Below are 19,635 nucleotides of genomic sequence, written 5' to 3'. Positions count from 1 at the left end.
ATTGCAACATTATGAAAACAATATTACGCAACTTATTTTACACGCTCAAACGTTTTCGGACAGCTTCCGTACTCAATCTGTTGGGATTATCAACAGCTTTTGCTGCCTTCATCCTGATCATGATGAAGGTAAGTTACGAATACAACTTTGATACTTGTTATCCGGATTCCGACCGTATTGCTGTACTGAATCTCAGTGTAGACCATCACCCCAATGAACTGATTGTATTGCCCCGACCTTTTGTAGAAGGAGTGATAGAAGAAACACCTGCAATCGAATGTGGAGCTTTTTTTGATTGCTCTCCCAATTATGCAGAACTTATCTCAACCGATGCCAAGCAACCCCAGTACATTTACGAACCTGTTACCGTAGTAAGCCCAGATTTTGCCCGAACACTCGGCATGGCATTCATAACAGGAAATGATGAAGGATTACGCCAGCCTGGAGGAGCTATTATATCTGAAAGCCAGGCCCGAAAGCTTTTCCCGAAAGGAAATGCCGTAGGAAGTTATCTCTATATGCCAGAAAACAAGAAACTGCTCATCACTGGAGTATACAAAGACTTTCCTGAAAACAGTCAGTTTAAAAATGTTATCTACCGTGATATCGATAAACAAAAGAATAAAGACCGTTGGGGAACTCAGAGTTACTACGCTATCATCCGCATGAAACCCGGTATCAATATCCAAACTTTAAACGAACAGCTTAAAAGCAGTCATCTGGCAGAAAACATGACCATCTATTCTGAATCAGATCGAGAAGTCTGTGCAATGCCAATCCGCAACGTTTATTATGAAGCGAATCCCTGGATTTTCTATAAAGTCGGTGATCGCCAACATACCTGGTTGCTGATTACCATCGCCATTCTTACTATCAGCATTGCTGCCATCAACCTGATTAATTTCAGCACCGCACTCACTCCGATGCGTATTCGCAGTATCAATACTCAAAAAGTATTGGGCAGCCCTGTCAACCAACTCCGCATAGGACTAATATCAGAAACTATCGCCATCGTCCTTATCGGATGGTTACTTTCACTATTTATCGTGTGGATTCTAACACACATGAAACTACTCAGTCTGATAGGATTTACGCCTTCTTTTTTTACTTATCTACCTGTAATTCTGATATCAGGAGGCATTGCTTTGCTTACCGGTATAATAGCAGGTCTATACCCTGCATGGTATATGACTTCATTTCCTCCGGCTCTGATGCTGAAAGGTAATTATGCTCTCTCGGCCAAAGGCAGATTATTCCGCACCTTGCTTACGAGCTTCCAATATATCATATCATTTGCTCTATTAGTATGCTCCACATTCATTTGGCAACAAAACCAATACATGAAAATTCAAGATACCGGATTTGCACGTGACGAAATTGTGATAGCCGGACTTCCCCACAAAGGACAAGAACTATCACAATTCACCACTTTCAAACATGAACTTGAGAAATTCCCGGAATTTAAAGGTACTGCATATGTTTCTACCAAACTAGGCGCTAGCGATGTGTATAGTATGACCGGATCAAAATATGAAGGAGAAGAGTTTTATCATTATGAAATTCGTGTTTCACCCGATTTTGGTGAAGTTATGGGATTTAAGTTATTAGAAGGACGTTTCTTTCTAGCTTCGGATACAATATCCAGCAACAAATACACTTATTGCCTAGGTACTAAACGCATCAAAGATGAACAACATATCCCTACTGATACTCCTTTTAGAGGAAACCACTCAAAGAGTAACTATATCGTGGGATATATCGATGATGTAATCTTTACTTCAAGCCGGGTCAATGCATTTGCCTATAGCCCATTTTTATTCACAGTAGAATCCCAACTCACCAAGCTGCCTTATGCCTATATCCGTATTAAGGCAGGAAGTGATGTTTCTACTGCTCTCCGTCATATTCACGAAACCGCTGAGAAAATCTTCCCCGGATATCCGGTAGAAGTCAATTTCTTCAATACCTACTACCAACAACTGTATGAAAAAGAAACCAATCAACAGTACATGGTTACCCTCTTCAGTTTGCTGGCTATCATTATCTCATTGGTAGGAGTATTTGGCCTGACCATTTTCGAAACAGCATACCGGCGTAAGGAAATCGGCATACGCAAAGTATACGGAGCAAAAACTTCTGATATTCTATGGAACTTTAACCGTACTTACCTGCGCATCATAACAATCTGTTCAATCATCGCCAGTCCCTTTGCCTGGTTCTTCATGGACAAATGGCTACAAAACTTTATTATCCGAATCAACCTGTCACCGTGGGTTTTTCTGATAGCTTTTGCCATTATAATAATACTTACACTTACGATTGTAACTATACAGAATTACCGTGCTGCAACAAGCAACCCGACAGAGAACTTAAAAATAGAATAATATAATAATAATTTAATACTTACCACTATGATCAAAATTGAAAACCTTTGCAAGACATTCCGCACTACAGAAGTAGAAACAATTGCCTTAAACAATGTAAATCTGGAAGTTAATGAAAAAGAATTCGTCGCCATCATGGGACCATCCGGATGCGGAAAATCAACCTTACTGAACATCCTAGGCTTACTGGACAATCCGACTTCGGGCAACTATTATCTGGACAATAAAGAGGTAGGGCATCTGAAAGAAAAAGATCGTACCAATGTACGTAAAGGAAGTATTGGTTTTGTATTCCAAAGCTTCAACCTGATAGACGAACTGAATGTATTCGAAAACGTTGAGCTACCTCTTACTTACCTGAATATTCCTGCGGAAGAGCGCAAGAAACGAGTAACTGAAATTTTATCGCGCATGAATATCAGTCATCGTGCCAAACATTATCCACAACAGCTATCCGGTGGTCAGCAACAGCGTGTGGCTATCGCCCGTGCCGTAGTTTCCAATCCGAAAATTATCCTTGCCGACGAGCCGACTGGTAACCTGGATTCTAAAAACGGACTGGAGGTGATGGAGCTGCTTACCGAACTGAATAAAGAAGGTACTACCATCGTCATGGTAACCCATAGCCAGCGTGATGCAGGATTTGCCAGCCGTGTCATCAACCTGTTCGATGGACAGATCGTATCATCCATCAGTGAAATGTAATCTCTCTTAAGTTTATACAATGAAAAGAAGGTACACCGAAAGTGTGTCCGGATGTGCCTTCTTACTTTCTTTCAATCCATGCCAAACAATGAAAAGAGCTTTACAGAATCTTTTTCGAAAAGGAGAAGGAAACTTGATAAAAATTCTCTGTCTGGGTGTAGGAATGGCTATCGGACTGGTAATGCTTGCCGAAGTAATTTTCGAACGGTCGTATGATAACTTTATTCCCCATCTGGAAGACACTTATATCATACAGGAAAATTACAAGCAGCAAGGTAGTGATTGGTTAAACCACAGCAGTGTATCGGGAGCCATTGCTCCGGGTATCAAACGATATTGTCCAGAAGTAGAAGCCGCAACCCGTTTTACTATACTGAATGAAGATCTGTTGTTAACAACTGAGGATCAACGCATCATAAAAGGAAATGCTTATTTGTGTGACAGTTCATTCTTCGATGTCTTTCCACGAAAAATCTTAATGGGAGAAGAGCCACACAGCGGACTGGAAAAAGCCAACAATGCTTATATCTCAGCCAAACTGCTGAAAGTACTGGGTAATGATATTTTAGGCAAACAGCTGACATGGAAAGTTTTCCCAAACTTTCACATTACGGTAGCAGGGGTCTTTGAGGATTTCCCGGAAAACACTCATCTGCCGAAAATAGACATTGCCGTAGCTCTTCCTACTATCGGACAAATTATGGGGGACGGAAGAGATAACTGGCTAGGAAATGACCGTTATTCGGGCTATGTCCGCCTACACCCGGGTACTGATCCGAAAACATTGGAGCCCAACATCAAGCATATGCTGTATACCAATGCTCCAATGGAAGAACTAGAACGCTCGGGCAGCCAGTTTTACCTGAACCTGAAACCTGTAAACACGATCTTCCTGTCTTCGGAATACAATCGTATCATGAATATCGTTTTTCTGGCCTTTGCCTTTATTATGCTGGCAGTAGCAGTCCTGAATTATATCCTGCTGGTTGTTTCATCGGTAGTCAAACGAGCTAAAAGCATTGCTACTTACCGCTGTTACGGAGCAGAAAGTAAGGATATTTATCGCATGATACTGGCTGAATCGGTATTACACTGCTTCATCGCTCTGATACTTGCCATACTCATCATCTTCGGGCTGCAAGATTTTTTACAGGAGCAAATGGGACATAGTTTGCAAGCCTTATTTTCTCCCACAGCTTTAGTTCTGTGTTTAATAGTCGTTATTGCCATTGCTATAATTTGCGGTGTAATGCCCGGCTACATATATACACGTATACCTGTCACCTACGCTTACCGCCGATACACAGAAAACAAACGACAGTGGAAATTAGGACTTTTATTCGTACAGTTCATGCTGACAACTTTCTTTGTCTGTCTGCTTACCGTTATCGGCCTCCAGTATCAGGCATTGACAAACTACCGCACTGGCTTCGAATACAAAAATGTGCTCTACGTTTCTCTGCCCGGAACCCAAACAGTAGAACGTGAACGTTGCATACAGGAGTTAAAAAGACTTCCCAACGTAAGCGGAGTAACCTGGGGATATCAGGAAATGTTTATGAAATGCAGCGGAAACAATGTATACGACCCACAAAGCGGTAAAGAGTATATGAACATAGCCGACATGTACGACGTGGGTTCCGACTATCATAAGGTTTTCAGTATTCCTGTACTAGAAGGAAGTACTTTTACTACTGAACTGGGAGATAGTGCCAGCCAGGAAGTAATGGTAAGCCGTAACTTTATCAAACAAATGGAAAAACTTGCCGGGTGGACGGGCTCTCCTGTTGGTAAGCAAGTTTTTATCACAGAACATCAAGGCCCGTACACTATCTGTGGTATCTACGAAGAAATTCATCTAGGTTCTCAAGTTGCGGAAGATTTCGACGAGCGTCCGACAGTGATGTTCTATAACAGACATCCCAACCATCTTCTTTACATTCGTTTGAAAGAAATGGGTCCAGCACAAATCAAGGAGGTACAAGACATAGTCAGCCGTACCATGCCCAGCCAGGAGAAACACGTATATAGCCTCGACCTGGAAATGACTAATCAATACAACATGCTGTTACACGTGAGAAACAGTATACTTTTTGTCGGACTATGTATTCTGGTAATTGCACTTATCGGACTGATAGCCTATATCCGTGATGAAGTAAACCGCCGACGTTCGGAAATAGCTATCCGTATCATTCACGGAGCACAAGTAAAGGATGTACAACTCATCTTCCTGAAAGATATCCTGAAAATAGCTATTCCTGCTGTTCTAACCGGAAGCATATTCGCAATAATTATCAGTACCCGATTACTGGAGTTGTTTGCAACTAAAATTTCTCTTACATGGTATCTGTTTGGAGGATGCGTACTCGCTGTACTGATAATCATATTTGCAATCAGTTGTAGTATGATACTTAAAGCAGCACATAGCAACCCGATCAACAACTTAAGGACAGAATAGTTGATACTCGTGTTTTTTATGAAACAAAGAGGCTTGCTTTCATTCAACTAAAGGATGAAGCAACCTCTTTGCTTCATAAAAGGCTTTCCCTTATTAATGCTGTTATGCGCAAATAGAGTCAATTAGTTCAGCCATCAAAGTATTATTTTTGATGCTAACTTAGTTCACGAAAAAAATGAATGGGTAATATATTTCGAATTTAAAAGCGGAAAGAGTGGGATTCAAACCCACGGAACGGACAAGCCGTTCACCGGATTTCGAGTCCGGCCCATTCGGTCACTCTGGCATCTTTCCTTTATCGGCAGCGAATATACTGACTTTTCTTATCCGTTATCATCGTCAACAGCAGATTTTTTATGACGACAGTTCCCTGTCAATCATATTTGCTCCATTCTTAAAATACAGGACGATGCATGCGTAGTTCTTTACGCAATGCTAAAGCCTTGCCATCCGTCAACTGATTCAACAACTCCCAAAACTTAGGACCATGATTCATTTCGCGGGTATGTGCCAGCTCATGCAGAATCACATAATCCATTAAATGTGCCGGCAAAAGCATCAGGTAAAACGACAGACTTATATCCCGTTTGGAAGAGCAACTTCCCCAACGAGAACGAGCCTTTGATATCGTTACTTTATTATAAGGTAAATCAAACAAGCTCGACCAGTACTGTACTAAAGGAGGCAAGTATTCTTCTGCTTTTTTCCTCATCGCCCGCATAACAGCATTTTTTACTAAAGTCTGGACTCTGTCTGTTGTAAAATCGGCATGAGCTGGACAGGCTATCACTACCGTTTCATCCCTCATACTGACTGTAAAATTTTTCAATGGAGAAGTTTCGAGTTTTAATCGAAAACATTCTGCTTCGATAGAGAAATTTAAATCGAAAGGTTTCGGCTTTACTTCTGAACAGACATTGCGCAAACGTTCACGGAAAGGAGCAATTGCTTCAAGTAATGCTGTTATACTCCGGTAAGGAGGAGTAGTAACATGCAAGCCGTCTTCTTTTACACGCATCGTTATATTACGAGCTGAACGACGTACTACGAAATGTATCTTTCCAAAATCTTTATCTGAAATAATTTGTTTCTTACTTATCATACAGCAAACTTACGGAAAAAACTTCATTTTTTCATCTTCTATTTATATTCCGGCATATAAAGCCAAACGATTAGAAGGTCATACAAAATTAACTTTTTCCATGTAGATTTTCCGTGGCTTTCACATTTTCAACTCTACAGGTTCGAGGAAGAAATCCTCACTTTTTCAATATACAGGAAAGTATGAAATTAATTACAATATTAATAATCAAGAATTTACAACGCAGAACAAAAGTTTGGTACAGCCATTGTCTTTCTATTTACAGAAACAATTGTCAAACTTAAAAAATTACGATTATGAAAAAGATTTTTGTAGCAATAGCATTAATAGCAGGATTAGGCACATCATCAGTAGCATTTGCAAATGCAAAAACAACAAATGAAATCAGTATTCAACTGAATGTAGCCGATTACACTCCTATCGAAGTAAAAGACTTGCCTCAAGCTATACAGGACGCTCTGACCAAAAACTTTAGTGAATATACAGTAAAGAGTGCAGCTTATCAGGAAGACGAAGATGGCGTGAAGATTTATCAGGTAACAGTGGTAGATGAAGAAGGTACAGAAGCCAACATCTTTTTCACTGAAAAAGGAGAAATTATCGAATAAAAAAGCCCCGTTTCATACTTACTAACAGTAACACAAAAAGAATCGAGTAGGAGGAAAACGAAGTAGTTTTCTTCCTACTTTCGTTTTCCGACCTCTCACACCACCGTACGTGCCGTTCGGCATACGGCGGTTCTTTACTATGGATGCCTTTCGTATTCTTCGAAAGACACTTCCACGACATCTTCTTCAACCATCCATTTGTAGGTCTGCGCTCCTTTATACCCTTCGGATTCCGTCCTATCTCTTTAAAGGTAGCCCAATACTTCTGTTTTGGTTTTATGCATTCGTTCCAACAAACGGTAGTTTTCAGTTATGCCGTTTAAATAAAGTTTGGTCCTTCCCTATAGGCATACATGCCTTGGGTACTACGACCTCTGCTGACTTCTCACGGCAAGCTTTACTCCATCATGGTACTTCGAATCATTCATCCTCACCATATGTCCGTGAGACCTCCTCGGATAAGGGTATTAACTTTCAATCTTATGTCTGCTCCATTTACACTAACCGTCCCGAATAGCTATAGGGCTTTAGTTTGTTTCGCAACCTTACCCACGGTCATATGCCTTATATGAAGTTTCTGTTCGTCAGACCAGATGTTTGCCGCCAGCTTCTTTCAGATTCCAACTCGCGATGGACACCCTTGCTTTTGGCTGTATGATTCCCGCTATTAGGGCTCATTGGGGACTTGCACCCGTTAGCTAATACTCATGCCGAGCATACGAAAAGGATTACTGCTCACGCGGTAATCCTTTTTATTGAGTTAGTAATTTCTAATTTGAGAGAATTGAAACTTCACAGCCTCATCAATGATTTTTCTTAAATAAGCACTAACTATTTATATAAAAGCAAATGAAAATGTCAACTTTATTGTTTTTTCAAAGCAGATTGTTCCGAAACTTTCATCGGTGATTTTACCGAATCGGCTTTATAAGCCACTTGCGGATCATGAGTATCGTTCTCGAACTGATCGTAAACATATACTACTCCTGCTTTATTCCCTACCATAGAGTGCTTCACGACTCCTCCTATAGAAAACAGCAAGGCCATTACAGCTGCCGCCTTGAACAAAGGCATAAAACGCGTATGTAAAGTAAGGCGTCTTGCCTTGACTACCGGTCGTTCTATTTCCGCCAGAATACGTGAATCAAAGTCATCGCCCAACTTTATATCTTTCTCAGCCTCCTGATAGGCAAACAAAGATTTATAGCGGAGTAAATGTTCCGGAAGCTCTTTCTGGCGAAAAAAAGAACGCAATATCTGTTCTTCCTCCACCGAAGTTTCGCAATTCCAGTATTTCTCTAAAAGTTGTTCAATGTACTTATAGTCCATAGTTATCTATCTCGCTGTATTTTAACTTTATCCGTTGTCTCGCTCTGAACAAATTCACTTTTACCTGTTCCTCTGTCAGTTGCAAGACATCGGCTATTTCCTTATAACTCTTTCCCTCTATATCCCGAAGTTGTACGATAGTGCGTTGCTTTTCTGGCAGTTCATTAATTAAATGATGCACCAGCCTTAGTTGCTCATCCTGTTCGTACGCTCTGTCGGGAGTCAATGTATCGGGCATTTCTTGTGTTTCGGGAGTCAATTCAACATTCTGCGATTCCAGCTTTTGGCTTCGATCAATAGCAAGATTCCTTGCAACAGTCAGACAATAAGCTTCAATTGAATCGAATTGTGTCCATTCGTCCCTCTTGTTCCATACTCGAATCATAGTATCCTGCACGATATCTTCTGCCTCAGCACTGTCGAATGTTATCCGCAGTGCCAACCTGTAAAGTTTGTCTTTCAAAGGCAATATATCATTTCGGAAACTAATCTCTCGCATTGCTCTCTATACTAATGACGGGTGAGTTTCACAAAAGTTACACTCACCCGCCTATTTTTTTTGAATTATTTTTTTATTATCGTACCAGACTTACCGTCTATCGCTGAGGCTAAGGTTATTACAACTTGGGAAACTCCGGCTTCAACTGCCGAAAAAGAGTTCTCAAGCTTAGGAATCATACCGCCTTGTATCACTCCTTCATCGACATATTTCTTAAATAAGTCGGGAGTTATGACAGGTATTACACTATCTTCATCTTCGGCGTCACGCAAGACTCCTTTCTTTTCGAAACAATAAATAAGAGTGACATCAAAAGCTTCAGCCAGAGCTTTAGCCGTTTCTCCTGCTATCGTATCGGCATTTGTATTAAGCATATTGCCTTCACCATCATGAGTTAGCGGAGCCATAACCGGAACTACTCCACGGCTAATCAACGAAACAAGCACTTCGGCATCGACATGCTTCACATCTCCCACATAACCATAGTCTATTTCCTTTACAGGACGTTTTACCGAACGGATCACATTCATATCAGCACCAGTTAATCCAACGGCATTCACTCCCTTCGCCTGAAGGCCGGCTACAATATTCTTATTTACCAATCCTCCATAGACCATCGTTACCACCTTCAGGGTTTCAGCATCAGTAATACGGCGTCCATCTACCATTTTACTCTCTATACCCAGTTGGGCAGCAATTTTTGTTGCAGAGCGTCCACCACCATGTACCAACAGCTTATAGCCAGGAATTGCAGAAAAATCAGCAAGTAACTGACTCAATGTATCAGCTTCTTCAACAATTTTTCCACCAACTTTTACAATAGTCAACTTCTCTTTCATCGTATGCTTATTTTGTATTACTCCAAATATGTATATCCATATAATCCCGAACGGTAATTTGCCAGGAATTCCTTTCCTTCTTCCAAAGAGATTTTCCCTTCTTTTACCGATTTTGTCACCCATGTTTCGAGTGTACGCACCAGTTTCTTCGGACTATACTGTACATAATCTAACACCTCTGCTACAGTTTCACCGTCGATAACCTGATCGATGGTATAGCCTTTTTCGTTAACTGTTACATGCACAGCATTCGTATCTCCAAACAAGTTATGCATATCTCCCAAGATTTCCTGATAAGCTCCTACCAGGAATACACCTATATAGTAAGACTCTTTAGCCTTGATGGTGTGTACTGGTAAATCATGCGACACATTTCTTGTCGACACAAAGTTTGCTATCTTACCATCCGAGTCACAAGTTATATCTTGTAATGTAGCCGTACGATCCGGACGTTCATCCAGACGCTGAATAGGCATAATAGGGAAAATCTGGTCGATAGCCCATGAATCCGGCAGTGACTGGAACAAAGAGAAATTACAGAAATATTTATCAGCTAGTAATTTATCCAGATTGCGGAACTCATCGGGAGCATGCTTCAACCCTGAAACGATGTGATTAATTTCACGACAAACCGACCAGTACAAACGTTCTATCTGTGCACGAGTTTTCAAATCCACAATACCATGGCTAAACAGATCCAACGTTTCCTCACGAATCTGCTGAGCATCATGCCATGCTTCAAGCATACGGCTCTGGTTCAGATTATCCCATATCTGATATAATTCCTGTACCAGTTCATGATCTTCAGGGCTGACCTCAAACTCTTCTTCCATTTCCGGCAAAGAAGCTGTTTCAAGAACTTCAAAAATTAGGACAGAATGGTGAGCAGTGAGCGAACGACCACTCTCTGTAATGATATTAGGATGCGGAATATTGTTCTTGTTACTAGCATCCACCATGATAGAGATAGAATCGTTTACATACTCTTGTATAGAATAGTTCACACTACTTTCACTGTATGAAGAACGGGTTCCGTCGTAATCGACTCCCAATCCTCCACCTATATCAACAAATTCTACCGGGAATCCTAACTGATGTAACTGTACGTAAAATTGAGAAGCTTCACGCAATGCCGTCTTAATACGACGTATTTTAGTAACCTGACTTCCGATATGGAAATGGATAAGTTTCAAACAATCTTTCATTTCCTTTTTCTCGATAAAATCGAGAGCCTCAAGCAGTTCACTGGAGGTCAATCCGAATTTACTTGCATCTCCTCCACTTTCTTCCCATTTACCACTGCCCGAAGAAGCCAACTTTATTCGGATTCCGATATTGGGACGTACATTCAGTTGCTTGGCAATCTTGGCAATCAGACGAAGTTCATTCAGCTTTTCAACAACCAAGAAAATACGCTTACCCATCTTCTGCGCCAACAAAGCCAGTTCTATATAGCTTTCATCCTTATAGCCGTTACAAATGATCAACGAATCAGAATCCGTATTAATGGCAATCACAGCATGAAGTTCGGGTTTTGAACCAGCCTCCAGTCCCAGATTGAACTTCTTTCCATGACTGATGATTTCTTCGACAACCGGCCGCATCTGATTTACCTTAATAGGATAAATAATAAAATTCTGAGCCTGATATCCATACTCTTCGGAAGCAAGAGTAAAGCAATTGGATATTTTTTCGATACGGTTATCCAGAATATCGGGGAAACGCACTAGCATAGGTGCTGTGACATCCCGTAATTGAAGTTCGTCGACTAATTCTTTCAAATCGACTGCCACACCGTTTTTACGCGGAGTTACTACTACATGACCTTTGTCATTAATACCAAAGTATGAAACACCCCACCCAGTAATGTTGTAGAGTTCTTCAGAATCTTCAATACGCCATTTTCTCATTTCACAACATAAAGTCTACGTTTATAATCTATTTATCTAATAATAATTTCAGCTTTTTCACCGATTCACCGATTTGCTCATAGCTTTCCAGTCTTTCGGCATTGAATGTATACTTAGCCTGCCGGTAGAAGTCCATGCGCTTCTGCAAAGCACTTGTGATGACATTCATTAGTTCATCATCTGTCTTATCTGCCAGCAGCGGACGCTTCGCCTTGGCTATTTTCAAGCGCCGGAACAAAACTTCCGGATTGACATCCAGAAACACAGTATCTCCCACACTATTCATATAATCCATATTATCGAAAAAGCACGGAGTACCTCCTCCAGCAGCAATCAATACATCTTCAAAATCTCCAACTTCATGGAGCATATTTCTTTCTATCTCACGGAAGCCGTTCTCTCCACGTTCGGCAAACAACTCCTGTACTGTTTTATGAAAACGTTCTTCGATATACCAGTCCAAATCGATGAACTGGAGTTGCATGGCACGGGCAAACGCTTTTCCTAGCGTAGTTTTGCCCGATCCCATATAACCTATTAAAAAGATTCTTTTCATTATTTCTTTTTTACACCGCCACGTACCTTACGAACTTCAGCTTTTTCCTTCTGCAATTCAATAACCTTGAAGCATGCATCCAATGTCAGGTCGGCAGCTTCTACGCTGTCAGGTATCTTATAGTTCTTCTTCTGGTACGAAATATACGGTCCATAACGGCCATTTAAAATCTGCATATCCGGATCAGCATCAAAAGTCTTGATAACTTTTTTTGCAGCCGCATCTTGCTTTTCACGGATCAAAGTTTCGGCATCTTCCAGTGTAACAGACATCGGGTCCATATCTTTGGGTATGGAAACAAACGTATTATTATAACGTACATATGGTCCGAAACGTCCGGTTCCGACAGTTACAACAACGCCATCCAGTTCTCCTAGCGTACGAGGAAGTTTAAACAGATCGAGTGCCTCTTCCAGAGTTATAGTTTCCAAAGAATATTCTTTCTTCAGCTGAGCAAAGCGAGGCTTTTCCTCATCATCGGCAGTACCTATCTGCACTACCGGACCATAACGTCCGATTTTCACAGAAACCGGTTTTCCACTTACCGGATCAACTCCAAGCATACGTTCTCCTACCTTATGTTCCGACTTGGCAGCCATCGTATCTTCCACCAACGGATGGAAACCTTCATAAAAATGCTCCATCACATCAGTCCACTTTTTATCTCCTTCGGCAATTTCGTCAAACTGTTTTTCGACACTAGCCGTAAAATTATAATCCATGATTTGAGGGAAGTACTCTTTCAGGAAGTCATTAACAACCATTCCGACATCAGTAGGTATCAGCTTCGCTTTTTCACTTCCGGTAAGTTCTGTTTTGGTACTTTCCGTAATTTTGTTTCCTTTCAGTTGCAGAATTTCATAATTACGTTCTACTCCCTCACGGTTTCCTTTTTCAACATATCCTCGCTGCTGGATAGTAGAAATAGTAGGTGCATATGTAGAAGGACGTCCGATACCCAGTTCTTCCAACTTACGTACCAAGCTAGCTTCTGTATAACGTGGAGGAGCCTGAGTAAAGCGTTCCATTGCAACAATCTCCTTGCAGTCTAAGACCTGACCGACTTCCAACGCCGGAAGCAAATGCCCTTCATCTTCCTGCTCTACATCATCATCAAACGACTCTTTATACACACGTAAGAATCCGTCAAAGGTAACAACCTCACCTACAGCAATAAATTTATCCATATGACCGCTGATAGATATAGTCGCAGTAGTCTTCTCCAGTTCAGCATCTGCCATCTGTGAAGCAAGCGTACGCTTCCAGATCAAATCATACAGACGTTTTTCCTGAGAAGTTCCATCTATCGTTTCATTCGACATATAGGTCGGACGAATCGCTTCGTGGGCTTCTTGTGCACCTTTAGTCTTCGTCGTAAAATGGCGAGTATGCACATATTTTTCTCCCATCAGTGAAAGAATGGTATCCCGGCTGGTACTTAAAGCAAGATCTGACAAATTCACAGAGTCAGTACGCATATAAGTTATCAATCCGCTTTCATACAATCTCTGAGCCAGCATCATTGTCTGTGCTACCGTATAGCCCAACTTACGCGCAGCTTCCTGCTGCAAAGTTGAAGTTGTAAACGGAGCTGCCGGCGATTTTTTCATCGGACGGGTAGTGATATCTTCTATCTTAAATCCGGCATTCTTACAACTTTCAAGAAATGCCTTAGCTTCTTCTTTCGTCTTAAAACGCTTTCCTAAATCCGCCTTGATTTCTGAACCTTTATCATCGGTAAAAACAGCAGTCACCTTATACGAAGCTTCACTCACGAACGCATGTATGTCACGTTCACGTTCCACAATAAGGCGTACGGCAACCGACTGTACACGTCCGGCTGACAAAGAAGGTTTTATTTTCTTCCACAATACCGGCGACAGTTCAAAACCAACAATACGGTCGAGTACTCGACGTGCCTGCTGAGCATTAACCAAGTCTACATTTATATCACGTGGATGCTCGATAGCTTTTAATATAGCAGTTTTAGTAATTTCATGGAATACAATACGTTTCGTCTTCGCAGGGTCCAGTTCAAGCACCTCAAACAAATGCCAGGATATAGCTTCTCCTTCACGATCCTCATCGGATGCGAGCCATACCATGTCAGCTTTCTTTGCTTCCTTCTTCAACTCTGTTACCAGTTTCTTCTTATCTTCCGGCACTTCATATATTGGAGCGAAATGATCTTTTATGTCGATGCTGAACGCTTTCTGTTTCAAGTCGCGGATATGACCGTAACTTGAAAGAACTTTATACCCCTCTCCAAGAAACTTTTCAATAGTTTTTGCCTTTGCGGGGGACTCAACTATTACCAGATTATTTTGCATAACTTCTGTAATCCATTTAGTGATTTTGGGACAAATGTATGAAAAAACCTGAAGTACACCATATAATAAGGTGCGTTTTTCTAAATTTCTTATTTTTTAATATTTCCGAATATGGAAAACATACAGAAAAATCAGACGAAAAAGATTACACCTGAAGAGTATTATAACGTCAGGATACAACAAAGCCTGTAACGGATATATCCCGATACAGGCTTTTATTATTATCAGAAACGGAAGCTTACACCTGCCATGGCATTAAATCCTTGAACGGGGTAACCAGCCACGGTTATGTAATCTTGATTCAGTAAATTATTGAAACGTACAAAAACATTCAAGCTGTTAAAGAACTTATACCCTGCAGAAAGTGAAAGATTATTTATTGCATCGGCTTTTTCCAGTTCTCCAGCCTTTACACGTCCCTCATAACGATAGACTGCCGAAATCCAAAACTCATCATACACCTTTGCACGAGCAGAAGCATCTAATACAAATTCCGGCTTCAAGTAAAGCAACACTTTTGCTTCATCTTTTACATTCCAGCCATAATATGTTCCACCTACGGAGAAATCAAAAATATCTTTATATCCATAAGCAGCTTTTATTCCTCCATATCCAACTTTTGCCTTTTCTTGCATCAAGAGTGAATAGCAGTACGGGAAGTCGGTGTCTGTTATATCCGGATAAAGATGGAAAATCTCATCTTTAGTCACACGGTATCCTCCAAATAAATGGAAGCCCAGTCCAGGTAATGGAGATGCTTTAAAACCGACCTGAAGATCCGCCGGTGTATAGGAAGTACGCATCTGGTTTATTACTCCCCAGTATGGAGATTCTTCATTCTGCTGACGAAAATCGTTCAACCGGGTCCCTCCTGTCGCATGCAGATAAGCCACATAGGTATCAGCAAAAGTATAATCCAGCTTAACATCCGGAGCAGCTTTTATACCACTTCCATTGGCCGACTGCCAGTCAACATGAGCTCCCACACGCAACCGTATATTATCATTTTCAAGCGTATAATAAGGATTCAACTGCAACAATGTATAATCAGCCTGTTCCGCATCATAAATCAGGTTATCCATACCCAAAGCAATGCCTACATGCTGTTCCTCGTTCAACGCTCCGGAAATAAATCCGACAGTATGAAAAATATTTTCCGAACCGTGACGCATATAAGGAATGTCATACTTGCGGCTAAAGCTGCGCAAGCCTGTCTGTAAAGAGAATTCCACAGGCAATTCACCTTCTACAGAAGCTATGCCTACATATCCTTCACCTAAGGTATAACGCTGACGGCTCGTTTCATATAAATTCTGAATACTTTCATCTCTCACAGGCATATAATTGAATACCTGAGATACAAAAGCTCCACCTAAAGAAAGTGAAACAGTCCGGAAATCATGTTTATAATCCAATGATACATCTGTACGGTAAAAGCGCGACTTCCATTCTCCTTCTTCAGGAAGCAGAGAAGAAATATTTCCATTCATACCATATAGAGAAGCCATAAACTGTAAACGGTCCTTGCGAGAAATATCCCAAAGATACGAAGCCTTGAGGTCTACATTATTCCGGTTACCATAAGCTCCTCTGATATATCCTCGCGGCGCATCAACCTGCTTCTGTTCACTTGTTATGGCTTCCATCGGAGAAAAGCCCCAGCTTGTCAACGGACGAACCGATGTTGCATAATCTATATGCTGTTTGGCAACAGCAGGCTCTTCCACTTTCGGCAAGACATTCACTTTAAATGCGTCCATAACTTCAGGATTATACTGATTTTCCACTACAACCGTACGATTCAGTGTAGAATCTTTCACCTGTTCCTGTGCATAGCCTTTTACTACGGGCGACAATGCCGCAGCTACTAAAATTGCAGATATATGTTTCATTGTTTACTTCCCTTATTTAGTTTAGCCAATCGAGTTTCTATCATTTCCGCAATATCATCATCTGCCTGATAATTCTGCTGCAATGACAACAAATATTGCTTGGCATCCAAGTTACGTCCAAGTTTCATGTACACATCCGACAACAGGACAAAACTTCTGGCCAGCCAGTAAGCATGCGGGGTACTTACCTCTATATAATCAAGTACCTCTTTCTCTGCCTTTCCTGTTTCTCCATTGTCAAAATAAAGTTGAGCCAACAAATATTTAGCTTCAGCTCCATATACATTACGGGTATCTTTTGCCAAAACAGCCAAGTCGCCTGCTGCTTCCTTATTCTGTCCTTCGGCAAGAAGAGCTTTTGCACGATAATAATGCGCCTCATTAGCTAATTCGGGAGCCAGCTTGCTTTCAGCAATCAGACCCGAAGCCACAGAAATAATTTCCTGACAATCTTTCACCATCCAGGCACTGCGCATAGCTCCTGTACGTGCAGTCACACGTTCTTCCTGCGATACAGCACGATCTGCCATACGTTTATAAAGTCCCAATGACTTTTCATATTCTTTTTCACGATAAGCAATGTCAGCACACATAGCCATCGCTTCGCCAGAGAATTTATTATCAGGATATTCGACAACCTTATCCAAGTGTGAAACAGCCCCCGTGTAATTCTTCTCATTATAATCAATCAAGCCCAGATAATAATGAGCATCTACACTAAATGCTCCTTGTGGGAAAGATTGCAGGTAACGTACAAAGCTGTTTTTAGCTTCAGTGATATTTCCACGCATATACACACGTTCGGCTGCCACATACGTCAGCGAGTCACGTTCATTCACATCAAAATTGGCTCCTCCCGGAATCGTAGAAACAAAAGCCATATAGTCGTCTACCCGGTTCAGGTCAATATAGATAGATTTCAAATCGCGCTGAGCCAGACGAGCTTCTTCACTACCCGGATAAGTAGAAATTACTTTTTTGTATGCAGCTATAGCCTCATTATATTTATCATTCTGATAATACAACAAACCTATCTCATTTGCTGCCCGACGAGAAAGCGGACTTTCCGGATAACGTTGAACCAAAAGAGAATAACGCTTTACAGCATTATCATTGTCTTCCAGCTGCACGAAAGCACGTCCCTGTTCATAAAGTGCATCATCCAGATACTGTGACTCAGGGAATCCTGTTATCAAACGGTTCAGCAATTCAATTTTCTTACCATACTCACGCTGCAAGCCCTTGATAATACTCTGCTGGAACAACGAGTAATCTGATAACGACATCGAATAACCGGATGCTTGTGCATACTGCGCATCGGCTGCATCAAATCGGCGTGCATAGAAATTACAGTCACCCATTCGATTATACACATCAGCTACGACATCGTTCTCCAGACGAATCCCCGATTCTGCACAGCGGGTAAACCAAGTCAACGCCTTATCGTACTGCTTTTGCTTAAATGCTGTATAGCCCAGGTTATACAAAGCCAGTCCATACTCTGTAGAACGACGGTCGGGAGCAAACTCCAGATACTGGCGGTAATCGGATGCAGCAGCACCGTACTGTTCCAGACGATACTTTGACTCTCCACGCCAATAATAAGCATCAGCCTGAGTCTGCTGGTTATAACGTCCCAACTGAAGCGATTGAGAGAAATATTCTATAGCATTTTCGAAAGCAGCCTGTGCAAAAGCCTGCGTACCCAGACGGAACAACAATTTTTGCTTAGCTTCCAGAATACGGTTACCCGGACGGCTGATTTTAGCAATAGAATTAAGTGCAGCCATATAGCTGCGAGTATTCATATATACTTCTATCAAATAATCATTTACCTTTTCTGTATAAACAGAGTTAGGAAATTCATTCAGGAAACGTTCGAATACCGTAACCGATTCAGCAAACGGAGAATAGGATGTTTCGTGTATACACAAAGCATAATTATAAAAAGCCTGCTCCTTGATGTCACGGTCATAGTTCATCGCAGACGCCTGTTCAAAAGCCATTCGTGCCCGATTTCGTTCTTTCAATTGCAAATAAGCAAGTCCCATGTGCAAATAAGCATTCTGCGTCAAGGCATCTTGCACAGTAGTCACCTCACCCAATGCAGCAGCTGCTTCCGAGTAGACCCCCGTATAGAAGAAACTCATTCCTAACTTATACAAGGAATTTCTTTCAGCATGTTCCTCAGTCTCGCTGCGATAAGCTGACAGATAATCAATGGCAGCAGCATATTGCTTCAAGCCGTAACAAGCTTCTCCGCAAATGCGTTTCATCTCTATTGCCTTTTCCTGGCGTGGATAAGCTTCGAGATAAGTAGATGCGATCTGTCTGGCCTGCTGGTAATTTCCTCTGACCAGATGAATATCGGCTATATAGTAAGGCGACAAAGCCGCATACTTAGAAGATTCGCCTGTCTCACGAAATCCCTGCAAAGCCTTATCGTACTGTTTTTGCACATAATCGATATAAGCCAGATGATAAACGGCATCTATATGATATTCACTGCTCACCTCTTTCAGAATACTGAACCAGACAGCAGCTTCCTGCAAGTTTCCCATTTTCAGATAAGCAGTTCCCATACGCAAGGTACAGGCATCCCGCTCAGAATCAGCCAGCAAATCGAACTGGCATCCTTTAAAACAAGCAATAGCCTCTGGATATTTTTCCTGGAAGAAATAGGCAGAAGCGATAAGAGATTGCACCCGATTGGCATAACGCGAATCCGGATATTGTTCCAGATACCCTTCCAGCTGCTTAATACAGTCAGGAGATTTCAGTTCATACGACGTGCAAGCAATCATATAAGCGGCTTCATCAGCCAATGAAGCCTGCGGTTTCTGCTGTACAAAGCGCGACAAGGTCTGTTGCGCCGCTGCATAGTCACGACGAAGAAATAACTCTTTTCCATCGTCAAACAGACGACGGGAATCTGTCAGTGGCTCAGTCTGCTGTGCCATTCCCATCAAAGGCAATACACACATGGCTCCTGCCACCCATACATGTTTCTTGTTCTTCATATC

The 19,635-nt window shown here is 41.5% G+C and carries 13 protein-coding genes, 1 tRNA gene and 1 pseudogene; 5 read left to right on the top strand and 10 right to left on the bottom strand.

The window, feature by feature from the left end:
• Window positions 1–11 precede the first annotated feature (11 nt).
• The 3 genes from ACDG22_RS04785 (at window position 12) to ACDG22_RS04775 (ending at window position 5,547) form a co-directional block, all read left to right on the top strand.
• Entirely contained in the window at window positions 12–2,384 is a 2,373-nt protein-coding gene (locus ACDG22_RS04785; protein WP_022125695.1) for an ABC transporter permease, read from the top strand.
• A gap of 27 nt (window positions 2,385–2,411) precedes the next feature.
• Window positions 2,412–3,089: an ABC transporter ATP-binding protein gene (locus tag ACDG22_RS04780; protein ID WP_007568300.1), complete on the top strand. Its 678-nt coding sequence runs from the start codon at window positions 2,412–2,414 to the stop codon at window positions 3,087–3,089.
• 88 nt (window positions 3,090–3,177) lie between these two features.
• Window positions 3,178–5,547, top strand: coding sequence for an ABC transporter permease (locus ACDG22_RS04775; RefSeq protein WP_270230966.1), 2,370 nt, complete (start codon window positions 3,178–3,180; stop codon window positions 5,545–5,547).
• A gap of 206 nt (window positions 5,548–5,753) precedes the next feature.
• On the opposite strand, the gene ACDG22_RS04770 is transcribed toward ACDG22_RS04775, so the two are convergent.
• Together ACDG22_RS04770 and ACDG22_RS04765 are read right to left on the bottom strand one after the other, a co-directional pair.
• Window positions 5,754–5,841 (bottom strand) — tRNA-Ser (locus ACDG22_RS04770).
• A gap of 100 nt (window positions 5,842–5,941) precedes the next feature.
• Window positions 5,942–6,646 (bottom strand): M48 family metallopeptidase, encoded by a 705-nt coding sequence (locus ACDG22_RS04765; RefSeq protein WP_040311962.1) that lies wholly within the window; start codon window positions 6,644–6,646, stop codon window positions 5,942–5,944.
• 299 nt (window positions 6,647–6,945) lie between these two features.
• Between ACDG22_RS04765 and ACDG22_RS04760 the strand changes: the two genes are divergently transcribed.
• A complete protein-coding gene (locus ACDG22_RS04760) occupies window positions 6,946–7,257 on the top strand; it encodes a hypothetical protein (RefSeq protein WP_022125697.1) in 312 nt (103 codons plus the stop codon).
• 40 nt (window positions 7,258–7,297) lie between these two features.
• Window positions 7,298–7,774: pseudogene (locus ACDG22_RS04755) on the top strand (hypothetical protein); the annotation flags it as partial.
• A 347-nt stretch (window positions 7,775–8,121) separates the two neighbouring features.
• Here ACDG22_RS04755 and ACDG22_RS04750 read toward each other — a convergent pair.
• From ACDG22_RS04750 to ACDG22_RS04715, 8 genes are all read right to left on the bottom strand, one after another.
• Window positions 8,122–8,586, bottom strand: coding sequence for a hypothetical protein (locus tag ACDG22_RS04750; RefSeq protein WP_204460370.1), 465 nt, complete (start codon window positions 8,584–8,586; stop codon window positions 8,122–8,124).
• Complete coding sequence (locus tag ACDG22_RS04745; protein ID WP_007568294.1) at window positions 8,576–9,085, bottom strand: RNA polymerase sigma factor; 510 nt, start codon at window positions 9,083–9,085, stop codon at window positions 8,576–8,578. Before ACDG22_RS04745 ends, ACDG22_RS04750 begins: the two co-directional genes overlap by 11 nt.
• 65 nt (window positions 9,086–9,150) lie before the next feature.
• On the bottom strand, window positions 9,151–9,924 hold the full coding sequence (gene argB, locus ACDG22_RS04740; RefSeq protein WP_007568293.1) for an acetylglutamate kinase: 774 nt from the start codon (window positions 9,922–9,924) through the stop codon (window positions 9,151–9,153).
• A gap of 17 nt (window positions 9,925–9,941) precedes the next feature.
• Window positions 9,942–11,834 carry a biosynthetic arginine decarboxylase gene (gene speA, locus ACDG22_RS04735; RefSeq protein ID WP_007568292.1) on the bottom strand — a complete coding sequence of 631 codons (1,893 nt, stop codon included), beginning with the start codon at window positions 11,832–11,834 and terminating at the stop codon, window positions 9,942–9,944.
• Window positions 11,835–11,862: 28 nt separating this feature from the next.
• Window positions 11,863–12,390: a shikimate kinase gene (locus ACDG22_RS04730; protein ID WP_007568291.1), complete on the bottom strand. Its 528-nt coding sequence runs from the start codon at window positions 12,388–12,390 to the stop codon at window positions 11,863–11,865.
• The gene (gene topA, locus ACDG22_RS04725) at window positions 12,390–14,720 is read right to left on the bottom strand and encodes a type I DNA topoisomerase (RefSeq protein WP_007568290.1); all 2,331 of its coding nucleotides are present in this window, start codon (window positions 14,718–14,720) and stop codon (window positions 12,390–12,392) included. Before topA ends, ACDG22_RS04730 begins: the two co-directional genes overlap by 1 nt.
• Before the next feature lie 224 nt (window positions 14,721–14,944).
• Window positions 14,945–16,612 carry a TonB-dependent receptor gene (locus ACDG22_RS04720; RefSeq protein ID WP_022125699.1) on the bottom strand — a complete coding sequence of 556 codons (1,668 nt, stop codon included), beginning with the start codon at window positions 16,610–16,612 and terminating at the stop codon, window positions 14,945–14,947.
• A complete protein-coding gene (locus ACDG22_RS04715; RefSeq protein WP_177593767.1) occupies window positions 16,609–19,632 on the bottom strand; it encodes a tetratricopeptide repeat protein in 3,024 nt (1,007 codons plus the stop codon). The genes ACDG22_RS04720 and ACDG22_RS04715 overlap by 4 nt, the downstream gene beginning before the upstream one ends.
• Between the last annotated feature and the right edge of the window lie 3 nt (window positions 19,633–19,635).

This window comes from Phocaeicola coprocola (genome assembly GCF_041333015.1).
Taxonomy (GTDB): Bacteria; Bacteroidota; Bacteroidia; order Bacteroidales; family Bacteroidaceae; genus Phocaeicola; species Phocaeicola coprocola.
Note: the sequence above shows the minus strand (reverse complement) of the source record. Positions and strands in the feature narration are given on the sequence as shown.